The organism is Sulfuritalea sp. (genome assembly GCF_031426875.1).
In the GTDB taxonomy this organism is placed as follows: domain Bacteria; phylum Pseudomonadota; class Gammaproteobacteria; order Burkholderiales; family Rhodocyclaceae; genus Sulfuritalea.
Map to the genome: position 1 here is coordinate 1 of NZ_JASJPC010000066.1, position 15153 is coordinate 15153.

At 60.0% G+C, this 15153-nt stretch carries 11 protein-coding genes; 5 read left to right on the forward strand and 6 right to left on the reverse strand.

All coding sequences use genetic code 11. From position 1 onward, the window contains the following. The first annotated feature begins 75 nt into the window (after positions 1-75). Together RMO95_RS22225 and RMO95_RS22230 are read left to right on the forward strand one after the other, a co-directional pair. Complete coding sequence (locus RMO95_RS22225; RefSeq protein WP_310452879.1) at positions 76-3270, forward strand: error-prone DNA polymerase; 3195 nt, start codon at positions 76-78, stop codon at positions 3268-3270. A gap of 76 nt (positions 3271-3346) precedes the next feature. After that, the gene (locus RMO95_RS22230) at positions 3347-3781 is read left to right on the forward strand and encodes a very short patch repair endonuclease (RefSeq protein ID WP_310452880.1); all 435 of its coding nucleotides are present in this window, start codon (positions 3347-3349) and stop codon (positions 3779-3781) included. Here RMO95_RS22230 and RMO95_RS22235 read toward each other — a convergent pair. The 4 genes from RMO95_RS22235 to RMO95_RS22250 form a co-directional block, all read right to left on the reverse strand. Next, positions 3765-4661: a hypothetical protein gene (locus RMO95_RS22235; protein ID WP_310452881.1), complete on the reverse strand. Its 897-nt coding sequence runs from the start codon at positions 4659-4661 to the stop codon at positions 3765-3767. The two genes, RMO95_RS22230 and RMO95_RS22235, sit on opposite strands and share 17 nt — an antisense overlap. Next, the gene (locus RMO95_RS22240; protein WP_310452882.1) at positions 4658-7018 is read right to left on the reverse strand and encodes an ATP-binding protein; all 2361 of its coding nucleotides are present in this window, start codon (positions 7016-7018) and stop codon (positions 4658-4660) included. Before RMO95_RS22240 ends, RMO95_RS22235 begins: the two co-directional genes overlap by 4 nt. Before the next feature lie 9 nt (positions 7019-7027). Continuing rightward, a complete protein-coding gene (locus tag RMO95_RS22245) occupies positions 7028-8308 on the reverse strand; it encodes a DNA cytosine methyltransferase (protein ID WP_310452883.1) in 1281 nt (426 codons plus the stop codon). A 343-nt stretch (positions 8309-8651) separates the two neighbouring features. Then, positions 8652-9965 (reverse strand): IS1380 family transposase, encoded by a 1314-nt coding sequence (locus tag RMO95_RS22250; RefSeq protein ID WP_310452884.1) that lies wholly within the window; start codon positions 9963-9965, stop codon positions 8652-8654. 119 nt (positions 9966-10084) lie between these two features. Here RMO95_RS22250 and RMO95_RS22255 point away from each other — a divergent pair, with 119 nt between their 5' ends. Continuing rightward, positions 10085-10273: a hypothetical protein gene (locus tag RMO95_RS22255; protein WP_310452885.1), complete on the forward strand. Its 189-nt coding sequence runs from the start codon at positions 10085-10087 to the stop codon at positions 10271-10273. A 33-nt stretch (positions 10274-10306) separates the two neighbouring features. Here the strand turns inward: RMO95_RS22255 and RMO95_RS22260 are convergent, their stop codons facing one another. Next, the gene (locus tag RMO95_RS22260; protein ID WP_310452886.1) at positions 10307-11047 is read right to left on the reverse strand and encodes a PaeR7I family type II restriction endonuclease; all 741 of its coding nucleotides are present in this window, start codon (positions 11045-11047) and stop codon (positions 10307-10309) included. Beyond that, positions 11048-12787: an Eco57I restriction-modification methylase domain-containing protein gene (locus RMO95_RS22265; protein WP_310452887.1), complete on the reverse strand. Its 1740-nt coding sequence runs from the start codon at positions 12785-12787 to the stop codon at positions 11048-11050. Positions 12788-13098: 311 nt separating this feature from the next. Here RMO95_RS22265 and RMO95_RS22270 point away from each other — a divergent pair, with 311 nt between their 5' ends. Continuing rightward, positions 13099-13962, forward strand: coding sequence for an alpha/beta fold hydrolase (locus tag RMO95_RS22270; RefSeq protein ID WP_310452888.1), 864 nt, complete (start codon positions 13099-13101; stop codon positions 13960-13962). A 317-nt stretch (positions 13963-14279) separates the two neighbouring features. Then, positions 14280-15056, forward strand: a complete 777-nt coding sequence (locus tag RMO95_RS22275) for a hypothetical protein (protein ID WP_310452889.1) — start codon at positions 14280-14282, stop codon at positions 15054-15056. Positions 15057-15153: the final 97 nt, after the last annotated feature.

Genomic DNA, 15153 nt, shown 5'->3' on the forward strand with positions numbered 1-15153 from the left:
AGCAAAAAAGCAAGGAAAACCGCTTAGTGGAGCTAAGTGGATACCCCATATATAAACACAGCTACCGATCCAGCCATGTCCTCCCTGCCGGCCTACGCCGAACTTCACTGCCTGTCCAACTTCAGCTTCCTGCGCGGCGCCTCGCATGCCGAGGATCTGGTGGCGCGGGCCGTGCGGCTGGGCTACGCGGCGCTGGCGATCACCGACGAATGCAGCTTCGCCGGCAGCGTGCGCGCCCATCTGGCGGCGCGGGATTCCGGCTTGCAACTGATTCACGGTACCGAACTGCAGTTGGCCTGCGGCATGAAGCTGGTGTTGCTGGCGCAGAATCGCGCCGGCTACGGCAATCTCTCGGCGCTGGTGACCCTGGGCCGTCGCCGCGCGGAAAAGGGAAGCTACCAGCTGACGCGCCACGATCTTGCCGGCTGGGATGGCGGCGGCGTGCCGGATTGCCTGGCGCTGTGGGTGCCTTCCCTGAAAGTTATGCCTCCGGCAGGGCCGGAGGCGGTATCCCTTGCGGACGGTGCTGGCGACACGGCAATTGAGGACGCCGCTATTGGCCAATCGGCGCGCTGGCTTGCCGCACACTTCGCCGGCCGCGCCTGGATCGCCTTCGAGCGCCACCTGCGGCCCGACGACCCGGAGCGCCTGGCGCGCTTGCGCGAGCTGGCGGCGGCGACGCAGTTGCCGCTGGTCGCCGCCGGCGACGTGCACATGCATGCGCGTTCGCGGCGGCCGCTGCAGGACGTGCTGACCGCGCTGCGCGGGAACACCACGGTGGCGGCAGCAGGCGCTGCGCTGTTCCCGAATGGCGAACGCCACCTGCGCTCGCGCCTGGCGCTGGCGCGCCTGTATCCGCCCGAGCTGCTGGCAGAGAGCTTGAACATCGCCGCGCGCTGCACTTTTTCGCTCGCCGAACTGCGCTACGAATACCCCGAGGAAGTCGTGCCGGCCGGCGAAACGCCCGACTCCTGGCTGAGGCAACTGACCGAGCAGGGCCTTGCTCGGCGCTATCCGGCCGGCGTGGCGGACAAGGTGCGGGCGCAGGTCGAATACGAACTGCAACTGATCGCCGAGATGGCCTATGCGCCTTACTTCCTGACCGTGCATGACATCGTCGCCTGGGCGCGCGGGCAGGGCATCCTGTGCCAGGGGCGCGGCTCGGCGGCGAATTCGGCGGTGTGCTATGCGCTGGGAATTACCGAGGTCGACCCGGGGCGCGCCGCCATGCTGTTCGAACGCTTCGTCTCGAAAGAGCGCAACGAGCCGCCCGACATCGACGTCGATTTCGAGCATCAGCGGCGCGAGGAAGTGATCCAGTACATCTACGCCAAATATGGCCGCGAACGCGCCGCGCTGGCCGCCGCCGTGATCAGCTACCGCACTCGCAGTGCACTGCGCGATGCCGGGCGGGCGCTGGGCTTTCCGCTCGGCGCCATCGACCGCCTGGCCGGCAACCTGGCCTGGTGGGAAAAGCGCGACGAGCTGCCGCAGCGCTTTCTTGAGGTCGGGCTCGACCCGGCCGGCGCCGACGTGCAGCGCTGGCTGGCCATCGCGCAAATGCTGATCGGTTTTCCGCGCCACCTGTCGCAGCACGTCGGCGGTTTCGTCATCGCGCGCGGCCGGCTCGATCGCCTGGTGCCCGTGGAAAACGCCGCGATGCCCGAACGCACGGTGATCCAGTGGGACAAGGATGACATCGACGCGCTGGGCCTGATGAAGGTCGACGTGCTTGCCCTGGGCATGCTCTCGGCCATCCGCCGCATGCTGGAGGCCGTGGCGCAGCGTCGCGGCCGGCCTTTCGCGCTGGCCGATGTGCCGGACAGGGACGCCGCCACCTACGCCATGATCTCGCGCGCCGACACGATAGGCGTGTTCCAGATCGAGTCGCGGGCGCAGATGACCATGTTGCCGCGCCTCAAGCCCGCCTGTTTCTACGACCTCGTCATCGAGGTGGCGCTGGTGCGCCCGGGACCGATCCAGGGCAACATGGTCCATCCCTACCTGCGGCGGCGGCAGGGCCTGGAGCCGGTCAGCTACCCTTCCGCGGCGGTGCGGAGCGTGCTCGAACGCACGCTGGGCATACCGATCTTCCAGGAGCAGGCGATGCAGATCGCCATCGTCGCCGCCGGTTTCACGCCCGGCGAAGCCGACCAGTTGCGCCGTGCCATGGCTGCCTGGAAAAAGAAGGGCGGTCTGGAGCCTTTCCGCGACAAGCTGCTCGGCGGCATGAAGAGTCGCGGCTATGCCGACGAGTTCGCCGCGGCGCTCTACCGGCAGATCCAGGGCTTCGGCGACTACGGTTTTCCCGAATCGCACGCCGCGAGTTTCGCGCTGCTCGCCTATGACTCGGCCTGGCTCAAGCGCCACGAGCCGGCGGCCTTCCTGCTCGGCTTGCTCAACTCGCAGCCCATGGGTTTCTATTCCGCCGCGCAACTGGTGCAGGACGCGCGCCGCCACGGCGTCGAGGTGCGGCCGGTGGATGTCACCGTTAGCGCCTGGGAATGCACGCTCGAAGCAGGGATGGAAAACGCGCGGCTTGCCGGCGTGCGCCTCGGCCTGCAGCAGGTGCGCAACCTGGCCGCAGCGGCCGGCGAGCGCATCGTCGCCGCGCGCGCGGCCGCGCCCTTTGCCGCGCCTTTTGCCGATTTGGCCGATCTGGCGCGGCGCGCCGAACTGACCCAAAGCGAGCTCGACGCGCTGGCCGCCGCCGGGGCGCTCACGCAGCTGGCCGGACACCGCCGCCAGGCGGCCTGGGCGGCCGCCGCGCTGCCGCTGCAGCGCGACCTGTTTGCCGGCGTCGCCTTGCGCGAAGAGGATGTCATATTCGCGGCGCCGCGCGAAGGCGAAGACATCGCCGCCGATTACCGCAGCCTCGGCCTCACGCTGGGCCGCCATCCGCTGGCGCTGCTGCGCGCGCGGCTCGCGGCCAAGCGCTACCTGTCGGCGCTGGACTTGCGCAGCAGAGGCGACCATGCCGTGGTGCGCTGCGCCGGCCTCGTCACCTGCCGCCAGCGTCCCGGCACCGCCAGCGGCGTCATCTTCGTCACCCTGGAAGACGAAACCGGCTGTGCCAACGTCGTGGTGTTCAATGACCTGGCGTGTCGCCAGCGCCAACTCTTACTCGGCAGCCGGCTGCTGGGCGTGGCCGGGACTTTGCAGGTTGAAGGCGAGGGCGAGCATGCCGTGGTGCACCTGGTCGCCAAGCGGCTGTTCGACCACAGCGAACTGCTCGGGTCGCTGGCGACGGCGAGCCGGGATTTTCACTGAGTACCTTCCAGCGCTACTATCCCATGGCGCTTCTACTTCCAATATTCCAGGTACCAACATTCCCGGCACATAGGCAATGGTCGATAATCTCTCACCAGCCAAGCGTAGCAAGATCATGCGCTCGATCCGGTCAGCCGATACAAAACCGGAAATGGCCGTCCGCAGGATGTTGTTCTCAATGGGATACAGGTATCGACTCCATCGAAAGGACATTCCTGGTTGCCCCGATATTGTTTTCATCGGACGGAGGAAAGCGGTATTTGTACATGGATGCTTTTGGCACGTCCATGAGGATTGCGACATAGCGCATATTCCCAAGAATGCGTTTTGGCGAAAAAAACTCAGGGACAACCAAAAGGGGGATAAGAGGTCGCAGCAAGCCTTAGCGGACCTTGGCTGGAAGTGGATGATTGTTTGGGAATGCGATCTGGCCGATGTCGATAGCGTAAGGAGGTTGCTCAGGAAATTTCTCGGCCGCCCCTGTCGGACATCTGCTATTTCAAGTCGGTAAGAATCTGCTCGAATGCGCTCTTGTATCCCATGATCGTGTGGCGCAGCGTGATACTCACTTCGTTGTCGAAGTGGTATTCCTTGCCATTGAACCGGAATACCGTTCCCCCAGTTTCGGGATGCGCCGCGGCAATGCCATGGGCAAGGTGGTTGCGTGGGTGTACTATGTCTTTCTCATAGTCGCCAATTGCGGCTTGAGCAAGCCGCTCTTGAAACCTTTTAAGGCGGTTGAAGTTATGCCAACGCTTTGCGCTACCGGATAGCTGCATCAGGATTTCCGTCGTGGGGGTTTCACTGAATACTGCAAGGAGCGCACTGTGTTGGTCTGCCTGCTCGGCGGCGCTCTTGTGGAATCGCTTGAAAAATTCAGCTTTGGCTTCCTCGGGTAGCCCGTCAATCGCACGGGCGAGAATGGAATCCAGCAGTAAGTCCAATTCCGCAACCTCTGCCATGACTATGCCGCGCATATTCTCAAGGTCAAGCACCTTCCGAATTGATTGGTGACCCACCCTGAGTATCTTTGAGCCAACCGCCCCTTTGTTCGCAACGTAGACACCTTCTAGTTTCCGGTCGTGGATAGCATTCCACAGCAATCCAGCGTCACCGGCTGAGTAAAAGATGACTTCCGTGAAAACTTGGTGCTCCCTCAATTGGGCAATGAATTCTTGCCCATGCCCATACTGTTCAAGCTCGTAATCAACAACGAGCAAGTCGAAGGCGTCGTAGGGTTCGTGTGACTTGAAATCTATATCCGTAGTGACTAGAACAATGCGCGGAGAGAATCCCCATTTCTGTATCTCATCCCTGAGGTAGTCTAGGTCGAGGCCATCCAGAAAGCTTTCGTTGTCGTCGAACCACAGTATCGAATAGGTCAATTTCATCGCGTCACCTCCACCCTGATTTCCATCCCTTTCGGTGAGCGCGGGATCGCCACAATCTTTCCGCCCATCTCCTCGACGATCTTCCTTGCGTGGAATAAGCCTAGGCCAGAGCCAGAAGTGGTGGTTATCCCAATGTCAAACATCGCATCCACAGATGGCAGTTGTTTTGATAACCCTTGCCCATCGTCCAGGAAGGAAATGTTGAGCGTATTCCTGCCGACTAGCTTGATCGTTACGAGAAGTTTCCCAGCAAGAGCCTTGCTGGCATTGTTAATGATGTTGTCAATCAGAATCGAAAGCTCTATTCGGCTAACCTTAACCTCGAACGCCTCCGCAACCGAGTTGTCGACCTTGAGATCGAGACTGGCAGCGCTAAAGTCCTTTGCGACATGCGTTAGGTATTGCTGAACAAATGCAGGGATATCGGTGAGTTCCTTCCGCGCCGCGGCGCGGAAATTGGCCTTAGTTGCAAATTGAGCCACGGCAGCAATGCGACGATTGGTGAGCGCCGCTTTCTCTAGAAACTCAATGACCGACTTGCTGCCGGACAAACCCTTGGCTGCCCTAATCGCTTTGGCGAGGTAGTTCTGGACTATTTCCGAGTCCAGGTTGATCTGGTGATGGAAGGCCACCAAATCTTTGGCGTCGTGTGTTGCCACCGATTGGAGGAAGAGCGTTTGTGCGCGATAGGTTTCCCGTTCTCCCTCCAGTTTCCGAATCTTCTGGGTTTGACTTGCGACTGTTACGCGCAATTCTGATGACTGCTTTTTCGCGGCAGCGGCTTCTTGCTCCTTCTGCTCGACCAAGGCGCGAATTCGGGCTAGGCCTTGCTTGAGGTTCTTGTCGACTTTTTCGGGATCGACGCCTTCAATGGTCGCGAGAAGGCTCTTAACTTCGTCCGTCCGTGTTTGGTAGACGTGCTCCAGCAAGGCTGGGCTAAACCAAAAACTAACTATCCTGTCGGGCGAGGAGCCTATAAGGGTCAATATGGAAAGGGCGATTCGTTGGCGCTTTCGATCCCACGATTCCGTGTACTCTTCTGGCGTGTCATTCCAATCAAGTCCTTCTTCATTACGAAGGGCGCTATTCAAGGTCGGAGACACGCTATCCCATCCGAGCCCATCGACTACAAACCGCTCTAGCCGGCGCAGAACATCAAGAAAGAACCCCTCCCTGAGTTGACCAAATGCCTTGGTATTCTTAAGGCCTTCTCGGCTCGACACCGGCTTAAAGTCGTCTTCGGAACCGCTGACTTCAATTCTGCCTACGATATCGCGATTGCCTAAATAGCGCGTTGTCCCCTGAGTCTTCCGAACATCAAGTCCCAACCAGTCGTTCCCACGATCACCGTAAGGAGCTACACGGAATCCATTGAGGAACAGGAAGATCGACCCAAAGCTGACCAGCCGTAAGCCTGTTTGGCGCTTGAAATAGGCTTTCTTGTAAGGGTTGAGAAAATAGACAACGGCCCGAACATCTTTCAATAAGGGGTAAGCGTCATTTCGTTCCACAAGCCTGAATACAGGCTCACCCTCGTGAAATAACTCGGTCGCGATCGTGCCTTCCTTCGGTGAGATCGTGGCCTCTATGTACGAACTCCTGAACTGGAGCTTGTCGAAAATTTGATTTTTGATTTCACCATGAACCCTGTCTGTGTAGTCCTTATCTTTATCCCCACTTTTTAGCTCAGGAACAGACAGGGTGACCTTGAAGCGATTTCTGAGGAATGTTTGATTGGGATTGAGGAATTTCTCCAGCGACCGCTTAAGGTGTAGCAGTCGATCTCTGTCCCATTTGCTTCTCGGGTTGGAAATTACCAGTACGGTGCCATGTTCAGGGAAGGCCTTAATACCTGCTAGCTCAACTGCCCGGCTTTCCCTGATGTTCGATATTGCAATGTCAATTTCTTGGATGGTGAGATCAATTTCCCCCTCTATTTCGAAGTCGGGCCAGTTGAGTTCAAGATGGAGTAGCTTGCCGCCCTTGGCGCGAGTAATCAGGTCGAGATGAGTACCAAGTCGATCGCATGAAAAGCGACCGATCCCCTTGTTGCCTGCGTAATAAGCCCCGTTTTCTTGCGGGGCTAGCTTCTTTTCCGAGTACGCGATGTTGAGCCACTTGTCTTTGATATCGGCAAGTGACATCCCTGTACCTTCGTCGGCTACAACAATGCGCGCATCAGGAGTGGTTTCACCGTTATCAGAAAACCCCTCGAACTTGACCGAAACTGACTCCGAATTAGCGTCATAAGCATTCTTTACCAGCTCAACGATAGCGATGTCGTCATCGTTGATTAGGTCTTTCCCGACCAGATTCTTGAGCAGCGTATTAGTCTTGAAATGAAGCGGCGCGGCCATCTTCAGTCTCTATGCCGAAGCAAGGTATTTCAAGACTCGGCCGAGTGCTTCCGCGAAGAGGGGCGGGACGGCGTTGCCTACTTGTGTGTAGCGCGGGCAGTCGTTCTTGCGCGCCTTCCCGCCCGTCGTGTACTTGCCGGTGAACTTGAACCAATCGGGAAAGGTTTGTATCCGTGCGTTTTCGCGAACCGTCAAGATGCGAGGTTCAGAGTAATGGACGATGTCGTCGGGGAGCGTCGTAATCGTCGCGGCGGGCGCGTTTGCCGCAAGTGGGGTGAGCGCTTGTTTCTTAATTCCCAGCCGTTTCCTGTCTATGTCACCAATTGTTTGGCCAGGCTTGCAAGTCGCCATGATTCGCTCGAATTGCCCAATGGTCGTGTTGTTGTGCCGAGGTAGCCGGAGGCTATTCAGCATCTTGGGCGCTTGCTTCCTCATTAATTTGACAAACGGGGATTTGGATGTCCCGGTGTGGTAGCAAATCTGAGTGAAACCTTTGAACTTGGTTTCTTTGTTCTCTTCCAATTGCTTGCCGGAAATTTCCAAATCGCCGATGGCTTCCTTCACCGTTACGGGCCTACTTGTTGGTAGTTTCTTTCCTGCCAGGAAATGTTTCCGCTGGCCCCGAAGTAAGTCGAACGGCGTTCTCTCGCCCAATTTAACGAGCGCTACGTCATCGTTCCGAATCGCTATTAGGATAAATCGTCGCCGAGTCTGTGGAACACCAAAGCCGCTTAGATCAACAAGTTCGGTAAAGACCCGATAACCGATCCCCTCCAATTGCGCCCGCACTCTTTGGGAGTAGGGGATATCCCCTTTTCCATCATCCACGTTTTTCTTGAACGGAAGCTGAAATCCTTGGACGTTCTCGATGACCAAGAAACGGGGTTTCAAGATACTGACGATTTCAATGTAATCATTGACCAACGAATTTCGGGGATCGGCGTGTGTTCTCCTACCGGCCAAGGAGAACCCTTGGCATGGCGGCCCCCCTGCTAACAAGGTCACGGTACCCTTGAGATGCTCCAGTTGGGTTCGGTAACCCTCCAACAGACCCTTGGTTGAAATGGCTTCTTGGGGAAGCCAATCGGGCCAATTAAATCGTCGCCGTCGACCGGCAATCAAGTTCGCCTTTAAGGTGCCAAATGCTTCCGAATTCTTCTCAATTGCGAAACAGCCTCGCCACCCAGCGTTTGTTAGCCCAAGCGACAGCCCGCCACAACCAGCAAAAACATCCGAAAAGTTAAGCGCAAGGCTGTTGGCGCTTCCTGCTAGTTTCGCTTGTTTAGTCACCCGCATGTCCATGCTACAAGGATATACGAAAACAGTCAGGCTGGGGATGCTGAGACACCATTTGACCCGCCGACGCCCTGCGCGAACGCAGCGATCACGCCCTGGTGCGCTGCGCCGGCTTCGTCACCTGTCGTCAGCGTCCGGGCACCGCCAGCGGCGTCATCTTCATCACCCTAGCCCGGATATTTCACCAGCCCCATGATTTGGCTGTGGAACTATGTCGAACGGGTTGATCGCGATGCCAGGGGCGGCAATTGATCAAGTTTTGATCAATTGAGCGAAATCTGGACGGACCACCCCCAACCCCCGAAGATCAGCATGTCGGGGACGCACTCGGTAGTCGCTATGGAGACGCCAAGGCGTTGGCGGCGATGAAGTAGATATCGCGCAGCGGATGGTGGGAGGCAAGCAAGATGCGGATGCGCCGCGTATTGCGAATCACCGCCGCGCCGATCTTGAGCAAGCGGACGCGAATCGTCGCCGCGGTGGCCTTCGCCAGATCAGTGGCGGCCAGCGCGATCTCGCGCAGGCGCTGCATCAGCGTATAGGCCAGCGCCGAGAACAGGATGCGCAACCAGTTGGCCAGGAACTTGTGGCAACTGGCGCGCGTGCCAAACAGGTCGAGCTGAGTTTCCTTGATCCGGTTCTCGGCCTCGCCCCGCTGGCAGTAGAGGTCGTCATACAGTTCCTCGGCAGGACGGTCGAGGTTGGTCACGATGAAGCGCGGATTGGTGCCTTGGGCGCCAAACTCCAGGCGGGTGATCAGGCGCCGTTCCCGATCCCAGCTCTTGGCCGCATAGGAGAACTGGCCAATCATCCGCTGCTTGGTCCCAGTCTCCTCGTAGGCCTGCTCCATGAGGCGCTCCCAGTCTGCCACGTGGTGCTGCAAGCGGGCATTTCTCGCCATTCCGATCACGTAGCCGACGCCGTGGCGTTCGCACCAGCGGATCAGTCGTTGCCGGCAGAACCCGGAGTCGCCACGCACGATGATCCGCACCGCCGGCCAGGTCTGGCGCAGCCGGGTCACGATCAGCTTGATCACGGCGGCGGCGTGTTTGGCACCGTCGATCCGGCTGCGGCGCAAGACGCAGGCGAGCATGGCGCGGCCGGCAAAGACATACAGCGGCAGGTAGCAATAGTGATCGTAGTAGGCATGGAACTCGGTCTGTTCCTGCTCCCCGTGCAGCGGAATGTCGGAGGCGTCGATATCCAGCACCAGTTCCTCCGGCGCCTGCGTATGGCTGGCGATGAACTGGTCGATCAGCACCCGGTTCAAGGCCACGATATCCGATCGCGTGGCCCGTTGCTCCAGCCGACACAAGGTCGGGCTGCTGCCCAGTTCATCACACGTGCCCACGGCTGTTTGCATCAGTGGGTCGTTGCGCAGGGCGGCGTGGTCGTTCAGGTCCTCGTAGCCGCAGCACAGGGCATACAGCCGTTGCGCGACCAAGTCGCGCATTTCATGCGTGATGCGCTCCGGACGCCGTGGGTCGTGCAGGGCTTCCGCTACCGCCCGTGACAATCCAATGCGTCGGTCGACTTGCCGCAGCAGCATCAGGCCGCCATCGGAACTGAGCGCACCGCCCTCAAAATTCGCCTCGATCTTGCAACGACCCAGGCGCCCAAACTCCATTTCCCCACGCGTACAATTTGGCATCGGCGGAATACTCCGTTAATCCTGTCTAGACACCAGTATTAACGCGCCTCACGGCGATTCCGCCGACCTACTTTGGTGAAATATTCGGGCTAGAAGACGAAACCGGCTGCGCCAACGTCGTGGTGTTCAATGACCTGGCGTGTCGCCAGCGCCAACTCTTGCTCGGCAGCCGGCTACTGGGCGTGGCCGGGACTTTGCAGGTGGAAGGCGAGGGCGAACATGCCGTGGTGCACCTGGTCGCCAAGCGCCTGTTCGACCACAGCGAGCTGCTCGGGTCGCTGGCGACGAGCAGCAGGGATTTTCATTGAGCATATCCGCAGCAACGGTTTTACAGCAGCATTTCATCCAAGCCGTGCCGCCTCTGCAGCAACGTGACCCGCCAGCGCAGTAACAAAGGTCCTGAGCCCGGTCATCGCCGACATTTCCGCAAATTCGCCGTTGGTGGCGGCACTGCGCTTCGACGTGATGATGCTGGCGGTGGTGTAAAGCTGTTCCTGCACCAGCTTCTGGCATAGCAGGTCGTAGCGTTCGAGGTAGGACGCATTCTTGAATTCCGCAAATACCGGGAAATGCGGCGACGTGTCCTTGACCGGCGACCTGGACTTCGCGGCATCCTCGACCATCATCAGCCAGCCGACAAACGGGCGCGGCTGTTTGCCGAAGGCTTCTTCACGGTAGGCGATCCAAAGATCGTGCGCGGTGCCGATGGCCTCTTCGGTGCGGTTGTTGAAGTTGTTGCCGAATGAGGGACCGACCTGGCTCTTCAACTCGATGGCGGCGATCAGGTCGCCCTTGTGGATGACCAGTAGATCCCAGAGCTTGGTCGGCCGGAAGTAACCCGGCAAGGTCAGTACCGCGCGCTTCTGATGAATCTGTGCATGGGCCAGGCCGTTGGCGCGCACGATATCGACCACCAGCGCGACGAAACCGTCCATGTTCTTGCCGCTGGTGACGCCCGCCCGTTCGCCCTGGTCGGCCTTGCCGGATTCGATTTGCTTTTGTGTGGCGGCTTTCCGCTTTTTCCAGAAGGCTTTCATGGCTTTGCGGGCCTTCTGTTCGTAATCGACAAGATCAAGCGCCATTTAGTCCCCGTTGCCTCCCAGACCGGATTTTTCTTCGTGGTTCAGGCCGTACAGCTTGAATGCCGCCTGGTTGCAGGCCTGTATGTCGCGTTTCGTCGCCGCCGCTATCAGCTCGCCTCGCAACGACTCGGAAACGCTGCGCCAATGCGGCAAGCGCAGCCGTCTGAGGTATTGCGCCTGGAACCTGAGAAAACCGCCACGCATTTTGGTTGAGTAGGTTGCCACGAACAGGCGGGTGACGGCTGACAGCATCACGGCCTGCAAGGCCCGCAAGTTCCACTCCTCCGACGTGAGGTAATAAAGATTGTGGTGCGGGTACAGATTTCCACCCTCGAACACGATGTGGGCTTCGCCCTTGATGTCGGGGATCAGCAGCTTCGGCCTTTTTGCGAGTGCCGGCGTGATTCTGTCGATAGTGCGATACCAGTTGTCCGGCGACTTCTGCGCGCAGTGGCGGCAGGCAATGATCTCCCGTCGCGCTTCGAGGTAATGGCGCAAACGTGGATAGTCCTGCAAATCGACCAGACCGCCATTTTCGGCGAAGGGATTGATGACGCCCTGTCCCTGCCAATGCACCTCGCCGGACGCGATGTCGCGAGTGGTTACCAGTGGCAGTTTGCGATCCGCTTCGACATCGAGGCTGTCGAAATCGCCGATGAAGGCCTTGTCCGCCCCGGTGGCGACGCCGATGCCGACGGTGCAACCCGCTTCTGCCAGCGTCGGAAACTGCCGCTCAAGTCGCCTGATGAGCGTCATCTGATCCGCGGATTCGAGCAGCCACGGTTCAGCACCGTCGGTGACACCGGCGAGTTCGCGGACTGTCGTGCAATCCTTGGGCAAGTCATCGGCACGCAGGGCCGCGGCCAGTTTGGTCAGGGTGGCGCGGTCGATGGTCGGGCGATGGGCGATGCGCGTTGCGCCGGGGTTTTCCCGGCTGATGATGGTGATGGCCGGATAGGCGATCACGTCGGAATGGAAGGCCGGGGTGCCCACCATGTCGATGTGCATTTTCAAGTGGAATTGCTCGGCAACCATGCTGCGCAGCGGTCCGCCATAGCGGTTCTTCATCCAGCGATCGGCGCAGATGAAGCCCAGGCTGCCGCCAGGCGACAGGACCGACAGCGAGCGCTCGATGAAGGGAATATAGAGGTCGGCGCGGTCATACATGGTCGGATAGCGGCTTCGGTACACCTCCAGCAAGGCAGCGGGAATCATCTCCTGGCGCACATAGGGAGGATTGCCGACGACGAAGTCGAATTGACCATTCAACTGCGCCAGCAGGAAATCGCCATGCGTCAGCCAGCGATCGGCAAGAGCCTGCGCGGTTTTCTGCGCCAAGCCTTCCTGCTTCAGCAGGGCGATTACCGCGGCATGCGTGGCATCGAAGGTCTCGCGGTGCAACTCCACTGCGCGAATTGCGTCGCCCAGATCCTCCAGGGCCGACTTGGTGCCGGCTCCAGTCCGCCACGCTCCCAGCAGGCGGCTCACCGCGGGCAGCAGAAAATCGCCGCCGCCGAACGAGGGCTCCAGCAGTCGCTGCCGGGTCAAGGGCTTGTCTTCCGTGTAGCCGACGAGGTCGAGAATGAATTCGACAACTTCGGCGCGGGTGAAGATTGCGCCGCGCGATTCTGCTCCGGATGCGGCGGATAGTTTCTCGATCGCGGCAGCGACCTTGGCGGAATGAGGCCGGCTCGAACCGCCATCCAAATCGAGGTGGAGCTGCCGGGATGTCAAACTCATGATCCTTAATGTTTGGCGCCTCATGTTCGACAGGCAATCGGTGGCTTTTGTCGAACAACAGCATCCATGACTGGATTGAAAACTCAGAACCTCATTATGCCTGCCCACGCAGTTGATCCGCAAAGCCATCCATGCGCCAGCGGCGTCGTGTCCAATGACCTGGCGTGTCGGACTCTGTCTGCCGGGGACTCCGCTTCGCGGGCCGGCAAGCGTCAACTCTTGCGCGGCAGCCTGGTCACGGCGAGCCGGGATTTTCATTGAAACCTGTACTGCATGGTAAAAACCCGCATCGCCACCACCGGCAGCAAACCATGACGCCCATCAGCTTCGCCGCCAGCGACGGCCACCGCCTCGCCGCCTACCGTTTCGACGCGGTAGGACAGATGCACGGTCAGGTGCGCGGCCAGGTCGTGATCGCCGCGGCGATGGCCGTGCCGCAAGCCTTCTACGCGCCGTTTGCGCGCTACCTGGCGCGGCGCGGCTACACCGCCTGGACCTTCGATTACCGCGGCATCGGCGAATCGCTGAATGGGCCGCGGCGCAAGCTCAAGGCCGACCTCGGCGACTGGCTGCGCAAGGATTACGACGCCTTGCTGCAGATGATCGCCGCCGCGTCGCCGCAGGATCCGCTGTTCGTCGTCGGCCACAGCTTCGGCGGTCAGGTGGCGCCGCTCTTGCCGTCGCGAGAGCGTATTGCCGGCCTGGCCAATATCGCCGTCGGCAGCGGTTCGACGCGCCACCTGGCGCCGCGCGTGCGGCGTTCGGCGCCGCTGATGTGGCATGTGCTGGCGCCGGCGCTGTGCCCGCTCTTCGGCTACTTCCCCGGCGCCCGCATCGGCGTCGTCGGCGACCTGCCGAGCGGCGCGATGTTCCAGTGGCGGCGCTGGTGCCTGACGCCGGAGTATCTGCTGAGCGGCGAACCCGGCGCGCGCGAGGCTTATGCCACGGCCGACTACCCGGTGCTGGCGCTGACATTCAGCGACGACGAACTGCTGCTCGAAGCCGGCTCGCGCCTGCTGCACGGCGCCTATCGGCGGCGGGCCGTGGATTACCGCCTGGTCGATCCGGCTTCGCTGGGCCTGGCGCGCATCGGCCACTTCGGCTTCTTCAAGCCGCAGAGCGAAGCTGCGCTGTGGCCGCTGGTGACAGACTGGATGGAGCGCACCGCGGGCTGACGGCGAGCCGCAAAAGTTGGCGTTGGCGGGACGGCAGTCCGGTTCGGACGCGATATTTGGCATACCGAATCGCTGACGCAATGCAGCAAAGCACCCCAACATCCTGATTCACACCAAGAATCCGTCGTTTTCCCGCCACGGAGTGACGATCCATATCGTTGTTGGCGCTTGGTCCCGCATCACTGCATCCATCATACTTAAGTGCGAAATGGCTGACCAAGCCCGCGGCATGGCCTCGTGCGGCTGCTGGCGTGGTCAGCCGTTTCATTCCGCCGTAGGAGTTTCTCACCCAACTTTCCCAAATCAGGAGATCTGCAATGAATCTGAATTCTTCCGTGCAATCAGGACACCAGTTCAACGCGGCACAGCTTGGCAGCATTCTGGCCAACGACAGAGAGCCACATGCAGCGCGTGGCTTGGTCGAAGAACGGCTTCCTTTCACCGTCAGGATCGTCACCAGCCAGGAGCAGCTCGACAAGGCGGTTCTCATTCGCCACTCGGCCTATGGGCGCCATGTTCCCGAGGTGGCGTCGCTCCTGGAGAAGGAGGAAGTCGCCGACAGCGAGCCAGGTTCCGTGGTGCTGCTGGCGGAATCCAAACTGGACGGATCACCTGTAGGCACGATGCGAATTCAGACCAATCGATACCGCAAGCTGGCCCTTGAGCAGTCGGTGGAACTGCCGTCATGGCTCGAAGGCGGCAGCCACGCCGAAGCCACCCGTCTCGGCGTGGCCCTCGGTCGCACCGGGCGCCTGGTTAAAACCGCCCTGTTCAAGGCCTATTACCAGTTTTGCGTCATGGAAGGCATCGAATGGATGGTCATTGCGGCGCGCTCGCCGCTCGACCGCCAGTATCAGGCGTTGCTGTTCGAAGACGTGTTCCCCGATGGCGGATTCATCCCGATGCGCCACGCCGGCAACATTCCTCACCGGGTACTGGCGTTCAACATCGACCGCGCCCGGGCTGTATGGAGCCAGGCCAATCATCCGCTCTACAACTTCGTGATCCACACCAAGCACCCCGATATTGACTTGGATGCCACGCCGGGATGGATCTCGTTTCAACCGAGATATAGGGCCAAGGTAGCCTGCTGAGGAGAAATATATCTGGCAAATAGGGCAGTACAATCGCTGAAGGAAGCCATCGGAACCCTTTACGTTGGACAGAATGCAGCGACTAATTGCCGGGGAG